Here is a 15864-nt window from a genome sequence, read left to right as displayed (position 1 = left end):
AAGATGGCAGATAAGTTAAAGGTAACTTTGGTAAAGTCCCCTATCGGTGCTGTACCAAAGCATAGAAAGACAGTAGAGGCTCTTGGACTTAAGAAGGTTAATAAGTCAGTAGAGCTCCCAAATAACGCTGCAACACTTGGAATGGTTAAGCAGGTAAGTTATATGGTAAAGGTTGAGGAAGTATAAGAGAAGGAGGATACGCAGATCATGGATTTATCTACATTAAAGCCGGCTGAAGGCTCAAAGCACAGTGCTAATTTCCGTGTAGGCCGTGGACATGGTTCAGGAAATGGCAAGACTGCAGGTAAGGGACATAAGGGTCAGAAGGCACGTTCTGGATCACCTAGACCAGGTTTCGAAGGTGGACAGATGCCATTATATAGACGTCTTCCTAAGAGAGGCTTTAATTGCATCAATCACAAAGAGATCGTTGCAATCAATGTATCAGCTCTTGAGAGATTCGAGGATGGCTCAGACGTAACTGTTGAGACATTAGTAGAGGCAGGTATCATTAAGAATCCTCGTGATGGAGTTAAGATTCTTGGAAATGGAGAGTTAACTAAAAAGCTCAATGTTAAGGCTAATGCTTTTTCAAAGTCAGCAGCTGAGAAAATTGAAGCTCTTGGCGGAAAAGCAGAGGTGATGTAATATGTTCAAAACCTTAATCAATGCATTTAAGGTACAGGATATACGAAGAAGACTTTTATATACGTTCTTCATTCTCGTGGTAGTCAGACTTGGTAGTCTGATTACCGTTCCGGGAATAAGTGCGGATGCAATAAGAGAGTACATGCAGAATGCACTCGGTGATTCACTGAACATCTTCAGTTCATTCACCGGAGGATCGTTCGAGCAGATGTCGATCTTTGCATTGTCGGTAACACCTTACATTACAGCTTCCATCATCATACAGCTTCTCACCATTGCTATACCGGCTTTGGAAGAACTGCAGAAAGACGGAGAAGATGGTAGAAAGAAGATCACCGCTATCACAAGATATATGACAGTAGGTCTTGCTATTCTTGAGAGTGCTGGTCTTGTAGTAGGATTTGGAAACAAGGGAGTCATTGAGAATTATAACTTCTGGACAGTGTTCTGCATCGTAGTCATTCTTACAGCAGGAAGTGCTATAGTAATGTGGCTTGGTGAGAGAGCAACAGAGAAGGGGGTTGGAAATGGTATATCAGTAATCCTTCTGATAAACATCGTTTCAACAATGCCAAATGACTTCAAGAATTTATACACACAGTTCATGAAGGGCAGAGACTTTGTAAGATTTACACTTGTAGGACTCATTATCCTTGCAGTTGTAGTTCTTACAGTAGTATTTGTATGTGCACTTCAGGGCGCAGAGAGAAAAATTCCTGTACAGTATGCCAAGACAGTAAGAGGAAGAAAGACGATGGGCGGACAGTCCTCTCATATCCCACTTAAGGTCAATACTGCAGGTGTTATTCCGGTCATCTTTGCATCATCCATACTGTCTGTTCCACAGATCGTAGTGAATCTGTTCAACATCAAGACATCTGGTGTAGGAGCAAAGATAATCCAGGGTATGAGTCAGGGCTACTGGTTTAACAGATCTTATCCTTGGGCATCGATCGGTTTGATCGTATATATTTTACTTGTGTTCTTCTTCGCATATTTCTACACAGCGATCACATTCAATCCAATGGAGATTGCCAACAATATGAAGAAGAGTGGCGGTTTTGTCCCTGGTATAAGACCTGGACAGTCAACACAGGATTACCTTAATAAGATTTTAAACTACATCATATTTATAGGTGCTGTAGGACTTATCATAGTAGCATGTATACCAATGTTCTTCAGTGGTTTCTTTGGAGCAAATGTTTCATTTGGAGGAACATCACTTATCATCGTTGTAGGTGTTGTTATAGAGACAATTAAGAATATTGAGTCACGTATGCTGGTAAGGAACTATCAGGGATTCCTTTTAGACTAAAATATGACGTGGCAATAAACACGAATGGGAGTGTGCCGTATAGTACACTTCCTATTCGTGTATTATAGAGAGAATAGTATTTGATAAGAATGGGAAACGTTCAAAAAAATGGAGGTTGAATATATGAAGATAATCATGTTAGGCGCACCGGGCGCAGGCAAGGGAACACAGGCAAAGATGATCGCTGCAAAGTACGGCGTACCACATATCTCAACAGGAGATATATTCAGAGCGAACATAAAGAACGGCACAGAGCTTGGTGCAAAGGCAAAGGAGTACATGGATAAGGGACTTCTTGTACCAGATGAGCTCGTTGTCGACTTGGTAATAGATAGATTCAAGGCTGATGACTGTGCAAAGGGATATATCCTTGACGGATTCCCAAGAACTATCCCACAGGCAGAGGCACTTGACAAGGCACTCTCAGCAATCGGCGATTCAGTTGATTACGCTATCAATGTTGAGGTACCTGATGAGAATATCATCGAGAGAATGTCAGGCAGACGTGCATGTGTAGGTTGTGGAGCAACATACCATATTGTATACAACCCAACAAAAGTTGAGGGCAAGTGTGATGCATGTGGAGCTGATCTCATCCTTAGAGACGATGATAAGCCAGAGACAGTAGAGAAGAGACTTAATGTATATCATGAGCAGACACAGCCTCTCATTGATTACTACAAGGCAAAGGGCATCCTGAAAGAGGTTGACGGAACCGTAGATATGAAGGATGTATTCGCTGCTATCACTGATATATTAGGTGAGTAAATATGAAGGGTATTTCCATAAAATCCCAGGAAGAGATTGAGCTTATGAGAGAGGCTGGAAGAATTCTGGCGATAACTCATGAGGAGATGAGAAAAGCATTGAAGCCGGGAATGACCACATATGATATAGATAAGCTCGGTGAAGAGGTTATCAGAAGTTATCACTGTGAACCATCATTTCTGAACTATCAGGGATATCCGGCGTCGGTGTGTGTATCTGTAAATGATGAGGTGGTACACGGAATTCCATCAAAGAACAGAGTGCTTCAGGATGGAGATATAGTAAGTCTTGATGCCGGTGTTATCTATAAGGGTTACCATTCAGACTCAGCCAGAACATATGGAGTTGGCGAGATATCTGATATGGCAAAGTATCTCATAGAGGCAACGAAGCAAAGCTTCTTTGAAGGACTGTCAGCGGCCCGTGCGGGAAATCATGTGCGGGATATAGGAATAGCGGTCGAGTCCTATGCCGATGAGTGTGGACTTGGAGTTGTTGTCGATCTGGTGGGACATGGAGTTGGAAAAAATCTTCATGAAGAGCCGGAGGTCCCAAACTTCGCAACAAGAAGAAGAGGACCGAAGCTGAAAGCAGGAATGACGATAGCGATAGAACCGATGATCACACTTGGCGATTACGAAGTGAAGTGGATGCCGGATGGATGGACGGTCGTCACCGCAGACAAATCACTGGCGGCACATTATGAGAATACAATACTTATAACAGATGGAGAGCCTGAGATACTTTCAAGGGCCGATGGAATTGAGCTGTAGATGTGATATCATATGTCGTCGTTCGTAAGCACGATGACATATTCATTATATCATGGAGAACTCATAAGTTGATTTATATATATAGGAGGATTTTTGAAAATGTCAAAAGCAGATGTAATTGAAGTAGAAGGAACAGTAGTTGAGAAACTTCCAAATGCCATGTTTCAGGTAGAACTTGAGAATGGACACAAGGTTCTTGCTCATATAAGTGGAAAGCTGAGAATGAATTATATAAAGATTCTTCCTGGCGACAAAGTTACAATAGAGTTATCACCATACGATCTTACCAAGGGAAGAATCGTTTGGAGAGATAAATAATAAAAAAATGAATTTCCCTATTGCATTTTATCAATGAAAATGATAGAATGCTAATTCGTAGCGGACTTTTTTTGAAAGGAGAGTTTCTAATGAAGGTTAGAGCATCAGTAAAACCTATCTGCGATAAGTGCAAAGTTATCAAGAGAAAGGGAATCGTTAGAGTTATCTGCGAGAATCCAAAGCACAAGCAGCGTCAGGGTTAATCAAAAAAGGAAAAGAAGTATATGGATGATAGCCCATCCGGAAGTATACTTATTTTCGTGCGTCAGTACATATATCTAATGTACTGTATTATTTAAAAGCGGCTGTGGCATACGTAGATATGCCAATACAATTATAGAAATATACAACTTAGTTGAAGTTTGCGGTGTATGCATTTCACCCCATAGCGTGTGCTATGGGATACATTTGTGGATTCAGCTTAAAAGAAGATTTTACGGAGGTTATTATAATGGCTCGTATTTCAGGTGTTGATTTACCAAGAGAGAAACGTGTTGAAATTGGTCTTACTTATATCTATGGTATCGGACTTCCTTCATCACAGCGTATTCTTAAGGAAGCAAACGTTAATCCTGATACACGTTGCGCAGATCTGACTGACGATGAGGTTAGAAGACTCAGCGAGGTTATCAAGGCAACTCAGGTAGTAGAGGGAGATTTACGTAGAGAGATAGGCTTCAATATTAAGCGTTTACAGGAGATTGCTTGCTATCGTGGTAAGCGTCATAGACAGGGACTTCCTGTTCGTGGACAGAAGACTAAGACTAACGCTAGAACTCGTAAGGGTCCTAAGAAGACTGTTGCTAATAAGAAGAAGTAATATTTATAGAATATATTTGTAAAAAACCATAGGAGGTTTAGGCTAATGGCTAAGCAGGCAACTAAAAAAGTGGCTAAGAAGCGTGTCAGAAAGAGCGTACAGCACGGACAGGCTCATATTCAGTCATCTTTCAATAATACAATTGTTACATTAACAGACGCTGAAGGCAATGCGCTTTCATGGGCAAGCGCTGGTGGATTAGGATTTAAGGGTTCTAAGAAGTCAACTCCATATGCTGCTCAGATGGCTGCAGAGACAGCCGCAAAGGCTGCTGCACCTTACGGACTCAAGACAATCGACGTATTTGTCAAGGGACCAGGTTCAGGAAGAGAGGCTGCAATTCGTGCACTCTCAGCATGTGGTATAGATGTAGTTAGTATCAAGGATGTTACTCCGGTTCCACATAACGGATGTCGTCCACCAAAGAGAAGAAGAGTTTAATTAGAGGAGGTACAAACAAGATGGCAGTAGATAGAACCCCAGTTCTTAAGAGATGCAGATCTTTAGGCATGGAGCCAATGTATCTCGGAATAGACAAGAAGTCAAACAGAAGACCAAACAGATCAAATAGAAAGCAGAGCGAGTATGGACTTCAGCTCCGCGAGAAGCAGAAGGCTAAGTTCATTTATGGTGTACTTGAGAAGCCTTTCCGTAACCTTTATGCAAAGGCTGAGCAGCAGAAGGGATTAACAGGTCCTAACCTCATGACATTACTTGAGCTTAGACTTGACAACATCATCTTCAGATTAGGCTTTGCAAGAACAAGAAGAGAGGCTAGACAGATCGTAGATCACAAGCACGTACTTGTAAATGGCAAGTGTGTAAACATCCCTTCATACTCAGTTAAGCCAGGCGATAAGATCGAGATCAGAGAGAAGAGCAAGTCTCTTCAGAGATACAAGGATATCATGGCTGCAACAGAGGGTGTTCTCGTACCAGGTTGGTTAACAGCAGACAGAGATAACCTCGCAGGTGAAGTTGTAGAGAAGCCAAGCAGAGAGCAGATCGATGTTCCTGTAAATGAGACTCTCATCGTCGAGTTATATTCTAAGTAAGATTTGTTCTTTATTTATACATTTTGTAACTTGGAGTGTAGCATTTTAAAACCCGTAAAGGAGGGGCTTAGATGTTTGAGTTTGAAAAACCAAAAATCGAGATCGTTGAGACTTCAGATGACAACAAATATGGCAAGTTTGTAATCGAGCCTTTAGAGAGAGGTTACGGTATAACACTTGGTAACTCACTTAGAAGAATAATGCTTTCTTCATTACCAGGTACCGCTGTAAGCCACGTTAAGATAAAGGGCGTTTTACACGAGTTCAGCTCAATACCAGGTGTAAAAGAGGATGTTACTGAGATAATAATGAACATCAAGAATGTCGTTATCAAGAATAACTCAGATACATTTGAGCCAAAGCAGGCATACATCGATGTTGTTGGTGAGCGCGTTGTTAAGGCAGGAGATATCAAGGTTGACGGAGATATAGAGATCGTAAATCCTGATCTTGTAATCGCAAACCTTAGTGGTCCGGACGCAAAGCTTGAGATGGAGCTTACAATTGTCAACGGACGTGGATATGTAAGCCTTGACAAGAACAAGGAAGCAGATGCACCAATTGATGTCATCGCTATTGACTCAATCTTCACCCCTGTTGAAAGAGTAAACCTTACAGTTCAGAATACACGTGTTGGTCAGGTTACTGACTATGATAAGTTAACTCTTGATGTATATACAAACGGAGCTCTTGCTCCAGATGAGGCAGTAAGTCTTGCTGCAAATCTTCTGGTAGAGCACTTGAAGCTGTTCGTAGATTTATCAGAGAACGCACGTCTTGTAGATGTTATGGTTGAGAGCACAACAGACGAGAAGGAAAAGGTTCTTGAGATGAATATCGATGAGCTCGAGTTATCAGTTCGTTCATACAACTGTTTGAAGAGAGCTGGCATCAACACAGTTCAGGAACTTATAAACAAGACACCAGAGGATATGATGAAGGTTCGTAACCTTGGTCGTAAGTCACTGGATGAAGTATTAGCTAAGCTTAAGGAGTTAGGCTTATCACTTAATCAGAACGAGGACTAATAGCAGTTCCCGTATACCACTCAAGCTGAATAATAGTAAGCACAGTGAAGACCCGCAAAGGGTATAGGAGGATAATTAAAATGGCAAAGTATAGAAAGCTTGGAAAAGCAAGCGCACAGAGAAACGCATTACTTCGTAACCAGGTAACTCAGTTACTGTATCATGGAAAGATCAAGACAACAGAGGCAAGAGCTAAGGAAGTTGTTAAGATCGCAGAGAAGCTCATCACTTTAGCAGTTGCTGAGAAGGACAACTACGATGAGGTTACAGTTCAGGCTAAGGTTGCTAAGAAGGATAAAGATGGCAAGAGAATCAAGGAAGTTGTAGACGGTAAGAAGGTTACAGTATACGACACAGTTGAGAAGACAGTTAAGAAGGATCAGCCTTCAAGACTTCATGCCAGAAGAGAGATGCTCAAGGTTTTATATCCAGTTGTTGAAGTTCCTACAGATGCTGCTGGTAAGAAGGCTGGTACTAAGAAGATCGACTTAACACAGAAGTTATTCGATGAGTATGGTACAAAGTACGCAGGACGTAAGGGTGGTTACACAAGAATCATCAAGATCGGTCAGCGTAAGGGTGATCAGGCTCTTGAGGTTATTCTCGAGTTAGTATAATCGATTGATAGATTGATATTATACAGATAAATAAACAGGGCTGCAGTACATAGACGTATTAGTTTACGTTCGTGTACGGCGGCCCTGTTTTTTAATAAAATTTAGTGAAATATAGAGAGATTTCATTGATATAGATTGGAAAGATTATGAGCTTCATAAATGTAAAAGGACTATCTCATAAATTTAATATAAAGGACAAAGACGGCAATAAGATAGGGGAGAACTGGGCAATAAAGGATGTAGATTTTCTTGCCGACAAGGGGGAGATAATCGCGATCCTTGGCAGAAACGGTTCAGGGAAGTCTACGTTTGCAAGACATTTGAATGGACTGCTTGCACCGCATGAGGGTTCGATAGTCATAGGTGGAAAAGACATGGCGGAGATGGGAGAGCTTACATCCGTCAGACGACAGGTAGGAATGGTGTTTCAAAATCCCGATAACCAGATAGTCGGCAACACCCTCGCTGAGGATATAGGATTTGGGCTGGAGAATCTTGGCATCTCCAGCGAAGATATATGGAAGAAGATAGATGAGATGCTGGAGCTCACAGGGCTCACAGCCTATAAGTATGCCAATACGTCAAGAATAAGCGGTGGACAGAAACAGCGGCTTGCAATCGCATCGTCCATGGCGATGACTCCGGATTGTATAGTGCTAGACGAGGCGACATCCATGCTTGACCCGCAGGGAGCAAAGGATATGCTGGAGCTTGTGCAGAGATTGAACAAAGAAAAGAAAATAACCGTAATAATGGTGACTCACAGGATAGCTGAGGCACTTATGGCGGATAAAGTATACATATTGGATAATAGCAGGATCGTGGCAGAGGGTACACCTGGAGATGTATTCACAGATGTTGACCGGCTTAAGAGCTATGGACTGGAGATACCGGTTGATATGAAGCGTAGGGCCGGAATACCGATCGATATCTGCTATAAATATAAGAACAGGCATATGGATATAAGCAGCGATATGAACAATGCGCAGAGTAATCATGCTGAGGATGAGAAGACTGCAGATAATTCAGAAAAATGTATAGTTGAGCTTCAGAATGTATCATATTCGTATGTGAATGGAAATGAGTCATTTCAGGCGCTTTCTGATATAAACATCAAGATATATGAAGGACAGGTTGTCGCTGTAATAGGGCAGACCGGCTCGGGAAAGAGTACACTGCTTCAAATGATAAATAAGCTGATAGTTCCACAGAGTGGCAAGGTATATCTGTATGATACGGATGTGCAGAGTGTAAGGAATATCAAGGATATCCGCAGGAGGATAGGGTATGTATTTCAGTTCCCTGAGTCCCAGTTGTTTGAGAATACGGTGCTCAAGGATGTAATGTATGGCCCGATAAACTTTGGAATGTCAAAGAGAGAGGCTGAGGATGCTGCCAGAAAGGCGCTTGAGTTGGTGGGAGTACCGGAGAAATATGCGGAGTATTCTCCATTCGAATTGTCCGGTGGTTTGAAAAAGAGGGTGGCAATAGCGGGAATACTGGCATATGAGCCAGACGTATTGATCCTTGATGAGCCTGCATGTGGGCTTGACGGAGAGAGCCGGGAGCAGTTATGGAATCTCGTCAGAAAGCTCAACAGAGAGAAAAATGTGACGATCATACTGGTATCCCACGACATGGAGGATGTGTATGAGATGTCAGAGAGGATTCTTCTTATGGAGCATGGAAGGATAGTGTATGATGGAGGGACAGGTGAGTTTTTTGAGGACAGGAGCTTACTTGAGCGGTACGGTATAGATGTTTCCGGGTGCCCGGAATAGGAGATTTACTATGATACGAGATATTACAATAGGACAATATTACAGTGGCAATTCTGTGATACATAGAATGGATCCGAGAACAAAGCTTGCAATAACATTTCTATATGCCATATCGCTGTTTCTTTGCAAGGACTGGATCATGATACTTGCCGCAACGGCATTCCTCTGTATATATGTGGCGGTGAGCAGGGTGCCGATAACATACATTTGCAGGGGACTGAAGGTCATATGGATGTTTATTCTGTTTACAGCAATATTCAGCGTGTTCAACGGGGACGGACGGGTACTTTGGAGCTGGCACAGACTTCGCATAACAGATAACAGTGTGATGACTACGGTGCTTGTGGTTATACGCCTTGTATACCTCATAATAGGCTCATCTGTCATGACGTACACTACAAGACCGATGAATCTGGCAAATGGACTGGAGAGCAGTCTGGGATTCTTGAAGAAAATAAAGGTTCCGGTGTCTGATATGGCCATGATGCTTATGATCGCATTGCGATTTATCCCGATATTTATGGAGGAGCTGGATAAGATCATGAAGGCACAGCTTTCCAGAGGTGCGGACTTCGAGAGTGGCAATATATTCAAGAGGATAAAGAGTTATGTACCTGTATTTGTACCATTATTTGTATCGGCGATAAGGAGGGCCACAGATCTTGCCCAGGCCATGGATGCCAGATGTTTTGACGGCAGCGAAGGCAGGAGCCGCATGAATCCGTTAAAATACAGTGGAACAGACTATGTAAGTTATGCTATAGTGTTGGTGTATCTGGGATGCATGATAGTATACAGATGTGTGATGTAGGAAATCCTGCAATCTTATTTCGGGATACATGCGCACTTCGGGATCAAAAGTCGTTTGTATATAGATTTGTTTTAAACATTACAGAGTCAATGACGATCGGGCTTGATTAAGAATTGGAGCGTAATTCAGATACATCGATAATATAGAAAAGGATGCGGATGTGTCAGATACATCCCTAGTATGAATATGAAGAGAGTAAAATTGATCGTAGCCTACGATGGAACAAATTATTGTGGATGGCAGGTCCAGATAAATGGAATAACTGTGGAGGAGGTCCTGAACAAGACTCTCAGCGAACTCTGCCACGAGGATATAAAGGTGATTGGAGCTAGTAGGACGGATTCCGGAGTGCACGCTCTTGGAAATGTGGCGGTATTTGACACAGAGTCAGGGATACCCGGAGAAAAGTTTTCATTTGCGCTTAATCAGCGGCTCCCGGAAGATATAAGGATACAGGAGTCCTGCCAGGTTGCGGACGACTTTCACCCGAGATACTGTGATACCATCAAGACATATGAGTACAAGATACTCAACAGAAGGTTTGACATGCCAACAGAACGTCTTTACTCGACATTCGTCTATTATCCGCTTGATATAGATAAGATGAAACGAGCTGCGGCTGTTCTGGTCGGAGAGCACGATTTCAAGAGTTTCTGTTCAACAAGATCGCAGGTAGAGAACACAGTCCGTACAATAACAGATATAACCATAGATAAAGTTGGTGATATGATACATATAAGGATAAGTGGAAATGGTTTTCTGTACAATATGGTCCGTATCATAGTGGGAACTTTGATGAAGATAGGTCTTGGAATCTGGCCAGAGGACTGTATGGAGTCAATACTTGCGGCGAAGGATAGGACGAAAGCAGGGCCGAAAGCCGAAGCAAAGGGGCTTACTCTTGTGGAGATAAAATATCTGTAAACGTAAACGGCTGCAGACGTATAATATCTGCCGGGATAAGATAAAATTGCTGATAATGTGTTGGCAGTTCACAAAACAGCGTGGTTATATTCTGTATATTATAACTTGGAAAAGTGGACTTGATATAATCTAGAAATAAGAATGAAAAGTGGAAAACATCTAGCAAAACAGTGAAAAATAAATGAAAAACATTGTGTGAAATGCACAAAAAATAATGAAAATAAGAGCCAATCATGTTATAATTACATTGAAATGCTGCTACATGACGGATATGTCAGGAATTGTTTCGAAGTGTTCGGAATATTTCAAGGTGTTTCAATGAAGATAACATGATTGGCTTTTTTATTTTGATTTTAGGAGGGCAAACGATGGCAAGATTTACATTACCAAGAGATTTATATCACGGAAAAGGTGCTTTGGAGGCACTCAAGACATTCAAGGGTAAGAGAGCAATGGTCTGTGTCGGAGGCGGATCTATGAAGAGATTTGGATTCCTTGACAGGGCGGTTCAGTACCTTGAGGAAGCAGGAATGGAAGTTAAATTATTTGAGGGAATCGAGCCGGATCCTTCAGTGGAGACGGTTATGAAGGGTGCAGCAGCAATGCTCGAATTTGAGCCGGACTGGATAGTTGCCATCGGCGGCGGTTCACCTATAGATGCAGCAAAGGCGATGTGGATAAAGTATGAATATCCAGATGCTACATTTGAGGATATGTGTAAGGTGTTTGGCATACCTGAGCTCAGAAAGAAGGCTCATTTCTGTGCTATTTCTTCAACATCGGGAACTGCAACAGAGGTTACAGCGTTCTCGATCATCACAGATTACGAGAAGGGAATCAAGTATCCTATTGCAGATTTCGAGATTACACCAGATGTTGCAATCGTTGATCCTGAGCTCGCAGAGACCATGCCACAGAAACTGGTTGCACATACCGGTATGGATGCCATGACACATGCAATCGAGGCTTATGTATCGACAGCAAACTGTGATTTTACTGATCCTCTTGCACTTCATGCCATCAAGATGATACAGAATGATCTGGTTGGATCATATAACGGAGACATGGAGAAGCGTGACGCAATGCACAATGCACAGTGCCTTGCAGGCATGGCATTTTCAAATGCACTGCTTGGAATCGTACATTCAATGGCACACAAGACAGGAGCAGCATTTGCCGATTATGGTGCACATATCATCCACGGAGCAGCAAATGCGATGTATCTCCCGAAGGTTATCGCTTTCAATGCAAAGGATGAGACAGCAAAGATTCGTTACGGCGAGATAGCAGACTTCATGGGCCTTGGCGGAGATACACTCGACGAGAAGGTAGCGCTTCTCATAGCATACCTGCGAAAGATGAATGACGATCTGAACATTCCTCATTGTATCAAGAATTACGGACCTGACAGCTATCCATGTGAGCAGGGTTTTGTTCCGGAGGACGTATTCCTTGAGAGACTTCCTGAGATCGCTGCAAATGCGATACTTGATGCATGTACAGGCTCCAACCCAAGACAGCCAAGCCAGGAGGAGATGGAGAAATTGCTGAAGTGCTGCTACTATGACACAGAGGTGGATTTCTAAATAAAAGATAGTATTTACAGACAAAAGAATGAATGATAATATGGTATCCGGCGGTGCACACGTATCGCCGGATATTTTTGTTGGAAAAAATAGTTGACAACAAAATGTAATTATAATATACTTGCAAAGTATGCGAAGTTTATAAGTATGTTTCGAACCAATGCCCCGGTAAGAAATGTGCTGAATATACATTAGTAAAGAAGATTATAAAAGAATAATTTAGGAGGTACCACGATGAAGAGCTTTATGGCAAGCCCATCAACAATAGAGAGAAAGTGGTATGTAGTTGACGCTACAGGACATACTTTAGGTCGCCTTGCATCAGAGATCGCAAGCATTTTAAGAGGAAAGAACAAGCCAACATATACACCACACATTGACACAGGTGATTATGTAATAGTAGTAAACGCTGACAAGATCCAGGTAACTGGTAAGAAGTTAGATCAGAAGGTATACTACAACCACTCAGATTATGTAGGTGGTATGAAAGAGACAACTCTTCGCGAGAAGATGGCTAAGAAGCCAGAGGATGTTATCTACCTTGCAGTTAAGGGAATGCTTCCAAAGGGACCACTTGGCAGAGAGATGATCACAAAGCTTCATGTATACGCTGGTGCAGATCACAAGCATCAGGCACAGAAGCCAGAAGTATTAGAGATTAAGTACTAAGAAGGAGGAGATAACAGATGGCTAAGACAACAAAGTTCTATGGAACAGGAAGAAGAAAAAGCAGTATCGCCAGAGTTTACATCACTCCAGGTACTGGTAAGATCGTTATAAACAAGAAGGATATGGATGAGTACTTTGGTCTTGATACACTCAAGGTTATCGTAAAGCAGCCACTCGTTGCTACAGGCACAGAGGGTAAGTACGATGTACTCGTTAACGTATGTGGTGGTGGTTTCACAGGTCAGGCTGGAGCTATCAGACATGGTATTTCAAGAGCACTCCTTGAGGTTGATGCTGAGTACAGACCAATCCTTAAGAAGGCTGGATACCTTACAAGAGATCCAAGAATGAAGGAGAGAAAGAAGTACGGTCTCAAAGCCGCTCGTCGTGCTCCACAGTTCTCAAAGAGATAATTATATCATTTCAGATATATCAAGAACCCACAGAAGTCCAACGCTTTTGTGGGTTCTTTTTTTCAGAACTTTTGAGATTCAGATTAGGAGGAACAAAAGATATGGTGACATTATTGTCGAAACTATGGATCAGATCAGATAATTATAAGGATAGCAAGGTGAGGGAGAAATATGGTGTTCTTTGCGGAGCTGTTGGTATACTTTTGAATGTATTATTGTTTCTGGGAAAATTCTTTGCTGGATTACTTTCGGGGGCTATCTCGATCACGGCGGATGCGTTCAACAATTTATCAGATGCAGGAAGCTCGTTTATATCTATGATAGGCTTTAAGTTATCTGGCAGAAAACCGGACCCGGATCATCCGTTTGGACATGGAAGAATAGAGTATATATCAGGCTTATTTGTAGCAGTCATGATCATATTGATGGCCTACGAGCTTATTAAAGATTCAATCGGAAAGATCCTACATCCGGAACTTCCCAAATTCAGCAGTCTAGTTGCCGTTATACTCGTTGTTTCAATTGGAGTAAAGATATATATGTATTTCTACAACAGGAGTATAGGCAGAAAGATAGAGAGTGCGACCATGATAGCGACGGCGAAAGACAGTTTATCTGATACATTTTCCACAATGGTTGTTCTTGCATCTGCACTTGCTGCTCATTTCTGGAAAATACCTATAGATGGATATTGCGGGTTCTTGGTGGGCGTGATGATACTCATAGCTGGCATCACTGCAATGAAGGATACGGTCAGCCCATTGCTTGGTCAGGCACCGGAACCAGAGCTTGTGGATGAGATCGAGAAGATCGTGAGGTGTGATAAAAGGATCCTTGGTATTCATGATCTTGTGGTCCATGATTATGGACCTGGCAGACTTATGGTCAGTCTGCACGCAGAAGTTCCTTATAAGGAAGATATTCTTGAACTGCATGATCTGATCGATCAGATAGAATTCTCTCTCAGAAAAGAATTAAATTGTGAGCCTGTCATTCACATGGATCCGATAGTAGATGACGATGAGGAGACAAATGCTGTGAAAGCGCGGATCACTGAAATTATAGAATCACTTAATAAGGATAGCAGAAAAAATGAAAATGTTCAGTTTCACGACTTTAGAATGGTAAAGGGTTCAACACATTCCAATCTGATTTTTGATGTGGTTTTGCCACATGGATATCAAATGTCAGAAGAACAGATAATATCTTATATCAAGGAAAAAGTTAGTGAGTACAATAAAAATTACTATTGTGTGATACATATTGACAGAGCGTATGTGAAATAATTCCAGATGGAGAGCATCCTAACCACAGAAGAGTAAGATCTTCTGTGGTTATTATTATTACATAATATATTTACAGGTATTTTCATAATCTTGGATTTGACTTTACCATGATAAACTGTTACTATGTTACCGTGTTGTGCCCTAATAGGGCTGTATATCATGCAGATGCCCGGTGTAGTGTGTTTCATGCATCTGCCAAGTATATTTAAGTATATTTCAGGAGGAAAAAAGTATGAAAAAGTTATTATCACTGCTCTTAGTGGCAGCAATGGGGCTTTCACTGGTTGGATGTGGCGGATCTGATAACGGATCTAAGAGTGAGTCAAAGAGTGATCTGGAGTATGTAAAGGATAAGGGAACTCTCGTTGTCGGCGTTACAGACTTTGCACCGATGGATTACAAGGATGAGTCAGGCAACTGGATCGGATTTGACGCAGATATGGCATCAGCATTTGCAGAGAGCCTTGGCGTAAAGGCAGAGTTCGTGGAGATAGACTGGGACAACAAGATCATGGAGCTTGACGGCAAGACCATAGACTGTGTATGGAATGGTATGACACTCACAGATGAGGTTACAAGCTCAATGGCATGTTCAGATGCATACTGCAACAATGCTCAGGTAGTTATAGTGCCAAATGATAAGGCAGACAAGTATCAGACAGTTGACAGTATCAAGGATCTTACATTTGCTGTAGAGGCAGGAAGCGCAGGTGAGGATCAGGCCAAGGCGCTTGGACTCAACTATACAGCAGTAAAGGCACAGGCAGATGCACTCATGGAGGTTGCAGCTGGAACATCGGATGCAGCGATCATTGATTCACTCATGGCAGCAGCTATGGTTGGCGAGGGAACAGGTTATGACAAGCTCACATATACCGTAGGTCTTAACAGTGAGGAGTATGGCGTTGGCTTCAGAAAGGACTCAGATCTTGTAGCTGAGCTCAATAAGTTCTTTGCAGACAGTAAGGCTGACGGCTCAATGGAGAAGTGTGCTGAGACATATAAGGTACAGGCTGCACTTACAAAGTAATAGATAAGATATAATTAGTATT

General features: G+C 42.1%; 20 protein-coding genes. All 20 read left to right on the top strand.

The annotated features are described in order from the left end of the window. Positions 1–3: 3 nt before the first annotated feature. The 20 genes from rpmD (at position 4) to GT575_RS11020 (ending at position 15842) form a co-directional block, all read left to right on the top strand. Positions 4–186 (top strand): 50S ribosomal protein L30, encoded by a 183-nt coding sequence (gene rpmD / locus GT575_RS11115; RefSeq protein WP_004850147.1) that lies wholly within the window; start codon positions 4–6, stop codon positions 184–186. Positions 187–207: 21 nt separating this feature from the next. Beyond that, complete coding sequence (gene rplO / locus GT575_RS11110; RefSeq protein WP_004850150.1) at positions 208–648, top strand: 50S ribosomal protein L15; 441 nt, start codon at positions 208–210, stop codon at positions 646–648. A 1-nt stretch (position 649) separates the two neighbouring features. Then, a complete protein-coding gene (gene secY / locus GT575_RS11105; RefSeq protein ID WP_015533794.1) occupies positions 650–1963 on the top strand; it encodes a preprotein translocase subunit SecY in 1314 nt (437 codons plus the stop codon). Positions 1964–2086: 123 nt separating this feature from the next. Continuing rightward, the gene (locus GT575_RS11100) at positions 2087–2731 is read left to right on the top strand and encodes an adenylate kinase (protein ID WP_022216653.1); all 645 of its coding nucleotides are present in this window, start codon (positions 2087–2089) and stop codon (positions 2729–2731) included. A 2-nt stretch (positions 2732–2733) separates the two neighbouring features. After that, a complete protein-coding gene (gene map / locus GT575_RS11095; protein WP_015533796.1) occupies positions 2734–3504 on the top strand; it encodes a type I methionyl aminopeptidase in 771 nt (256 codons plus the stop codon). Positions 3505–3603: 99 nt separating this feature from the next. Next, on the top strand, positions 3604–3822 hold the full coding sequence (infA, locus tag GT575_RS11090) for a translation initiation factor IF-1 (RefSeq protein WP_004850160.1): 219 nt from the start codon (positions 3604–3606) through the stop codon (positions 3820–3822). 89 nt (positions 3823–3911) lie between these two features. Then, positions 3912–4025 carry a 50S ribosomal protein L36 gene (gene rpmJ, locus GT575_RS11085; protein ID WP_015533797.1) on the top strand — a complete coding sequence of 38 codons (114 nt, stop codon included), beginning with the start codon at positions 3912–3914 and terminating at the stop codon, positions 4023–4025. A 248-nt stretch (positions 4026–4273) separates the two neighbouring features. Further along, positions 4274–4642: a 30S ribosomal protein S13 gene (gene rpsM / locus GT575_RS11080; protein WP_015533798.1), complete on the top strand. Its 369-nt coding sequence runs from the start codon at positions 4274–4276 to the stop codon at positions 4640–4642. Positions 4643–4687: 45 nt separating this feature from the next. Next, positions 4688–5083, top strand: coding sequence for a 30S ribosomal protein S11 (gene rpsK, locus GT575_RS11075; protein WP_004850165.1), 396 nt, complete (start codon positions 4688–4690; stop codon positions 5081–5083). Between the two features lie 20 nt (positions 5084–5103). Beyond that, the gene (gene rpsD, locus GT575_RS11070) at positions 5104–5697 is read left to right on the top strand and encodes a 30S ribosomal protein S4 (RefSeq protein WP_015533799.1); all 594 of its coding nucleotides are present in this window, start codon (positions 5104–5106) and stop codon (positions 5695–5697) included. A 71-nt stretch (positions 5698–5768) separates the two neighbouring features. Continuing rightward, entirely contained in the window at positions 5769–6725 is a 957-nt protein-coding gene (locus tag GT575_RS11065; RefSeq protein WP_015533800.1) for a DNA-directed RNA polymerase subunit alpha, read from the top strand. An 80-nt stretch (positions 6726–6805) separates the two neighbouring features. Beyond that, positions 6806–7342: a bL17 family ribosomal protein gene (locus tag GT575_RS11060; RefSeq protein WP_015533801.1), complete on the top strand. Its 537-nt coding sequence runs from the start codon at positions 6806–6808 to the stop codon at positions 7340–7342. Between the two features lie 146 nt (positions 7343–7488). Beyond that, positions 7489–9123, top strand: coding sequence for an ABC transporter ATP-binding protein (locus GT575_RS11055; RefSeq protein ID WP_161172019.1), 1635 nt, complete (start codon positions 7489–7491; stop codon positions 9121–9123). Positions 9124–9133: 10 nt separating this feature from the next. Further along, complete coding sequence (locus GT575_RS11050) at positions 9134–9934, top strand: energy-coupling factor transporter transmembrane component T family protein (protein ID WP_015533803.1); 801 nt, start codon at positions 9134–9136, stop codon at positions 9932–9934. A gap of 186 nt (positions 9935–10120) precedes the next feature. Further along, complete coding sequence (truA, locus tag GT575_RS11045) at positions 10121–10858, top strand: tRNA pseudouridine(38-40) synthase TruA (RefSeq protein ID WP_161172121.1); 738 nt, start codon at positions 10121–10123, stop codon at positions 10856–10858. 368 nt (positions 10859–11226) lie between these two features. Beyond that, positions 11227–12444 (top strand): iron-containing alcohol dehydrogenase, encoded by a 1218-nt coding sequence (locus tag GT575_RS11040; RefSeq protein WP_161172018.1) that lies wholly within the window; start codon positions 11227–11229, stop codon positions 12442–12444. A gap of 234 nt (positions 12445–12678) precedes the next feature. Then, positions 12679–13113: a 50S ribosomal protein L13 gene (rplM, locus tag GT575_RS11035; protein WP_004850178.1), complete on the top strand. Its 435-nt coding sequence runs from the start codon at positions 12679–12681 to the stop codon at positions 13111–13113. Between the two features lie 17 nt (positions 13114–13130). Next, complete coding sequence (rpsI, locus tag GT575_RS11030; RefSeq protein WP_004850181.1) at positions 13131–13526, top strand: 30S ribosomal protein S9; 396 nt, start codon at positions 13131–13133, stop codon at positions 13524–13526. Positions 13527–13627: 101 nt separating this feature from the next. Further along, positions 13628–14812 (top strand): cation diffusion facilitator family transporter, encoded by a 1185-nt coding sequence (locus tag GT575_RS11025; RefSeq protein WP_161172017.1) that lies wholly within the window; start codon positions 13628–13630, stop codon positions 14810–14812. A 232-nt stretch (positions 14813–15044) separates the two neighbouring features. Then, positions 15045–15842, top strand: coding sequence for a transporter substrate-binding domain-containing protein (locus tag GT575_RS11020; RefSeq protein ID WP_161172016.1), 798 nt, complete (start codon positions 15045–15047; stop codon positions 15840–15842). Positions 15843–15864: the final 22 nt, after the last annotated feature.

It is taken from the genome of Coprococcus sp. BIOML-A2, from assembly GCF_009875795.1.
GTDB lineage: Bacteria > Bacillota > Clostridia > Lachnospirales > Lachnospiraceae > Coprococcus > Coprococcus aceti.
This window is presented reverse-complemented; position numbering and strand designations above follow the sequence as displayed.

Coding starts and splice junctions, on each gene's coding strand:
- truA (WP_161172121.1), top strand. CDS start 10,121: ATGAAGAGAGTAAAATTGATCGTAGCCTACGATGGAACAAATTATTGT.
- rpsD (WP_015533799.1), top strand. CDS start 5,104: ATGGCAGTAGATAGAACCCCAGTTCTTAAGAGATGCAGATCTTTAGGC.
- secY (WP_015533794.1), top strand. CDS start 650: ATGTTCAAAACCTTAATCAATGCATTTAAGGTACAGGATATACGAAGA.
- GT575_RS11040 (WP_161172018.1), top strand. CDS start 11,227: ATGGCAAGATTTACATTACCAAGAGATTTATATCACGGAAAAGGTGCT.
- rpsK (WP_004850165.1), top strand. CDS start 4,688: ATGGCTAAGCAGGCAACTAAAAAAGTGGCTAAGAAGCGTGTCAGAAAG.
- GT575_RS11055 (WP_161172019.1), top strand. CDS start 7,489: ATGAGCTTCATAAATGTAAAAGGACTATCTCATAAATTTAATATAAAG.
- GT575_RS11100 (WP_022216653.1), top strand. CDS start 2,087: ATGAAGATAATCATGTTAGGCGCACCGGGCGCAGGCAAGGGAACACAG.
- GT575_RS11020 (WP_161172016.1), top strand. CDS start 15,045: ATGAAAAAGTTATTATCACTGCTCTTAGTGGCAGCAATGGGGCTTTCA.
- rpsI (WP_004850181.1), top strand. CDS start 13,131: ATGGCTAAGACAACAAAGTTCTATGGAACAGGAAGAAGAAAAAGCAGT.
- rplM (WP_004850178.1), top strand. CDS start 12,679: ATGAAGAGCTTTATGGCAAGCCCATCAACAATAGAGAGAAAGTGGTAT.
- GT575_RS11060 (WP_015533801.1), top strand. CDS start 6,806: ATGGCAAAGTATAGAAAGCTTGGAAAAGCAAGCGCACAGAGAAACGCA.
- infA (WP_004850160.1), top strand. CDS start 3,604: ATGTCAAAAGCAGATGTAATTGAAGTAGAAGGAACAGTAGTTGAGAAA.
- rpmJ (WP_015533797.1), top strand. CDS start 3,912: ATGAAGGTTAGAGCATCAGTAAAACCTATCTGCGATAAGTGCAAAGTT.
- GT575_RS11065 (WP_015533800.1), top strand. CDS start 5,769: ATGTTTGAGTTTGAAAAACCAAAAATCGAGATCGTTGAGACTTCAGAT.
- map (WP_015533796.1), top strand. CDS start 2,734: ATGAAGGGTATTTCCATAAAATCCCAGGAAGAGATTGAGCTTATGAGA.
- rplO (WP_004850150.1), top strand. CDS start 208: ATGGATTTATCTACATTAAAGCCGGCTGAAGGCTCAAAGCACAGTGCT.
- rpmD (WP_004850147.1), top strand. CDS start 4: ATGGCAGATAAGTTAAAGGTAACTTTGGTAAAGTCCCCTATCGGTGCT.
- GT575_RS11050 (WP_015533803.1), top strand. CDS start 9,134: ATGATACGAGATATTACAATAGGACAATATTACAGTGGCAATTCTGTG.
- rpsM (WP_015533798.1), top strand. CDS start 4,274: ATGGCTCGTATTTCAGGTGTTGATTTACCAAGAGAGAAACGTGTTGAA.
- GT575_RS11025 (WP_161172017.1), top strand. CDS start 13,628: ATGGTGACATTATTGTCGAAACTATGGATCAGATCAGATAATTATAAG.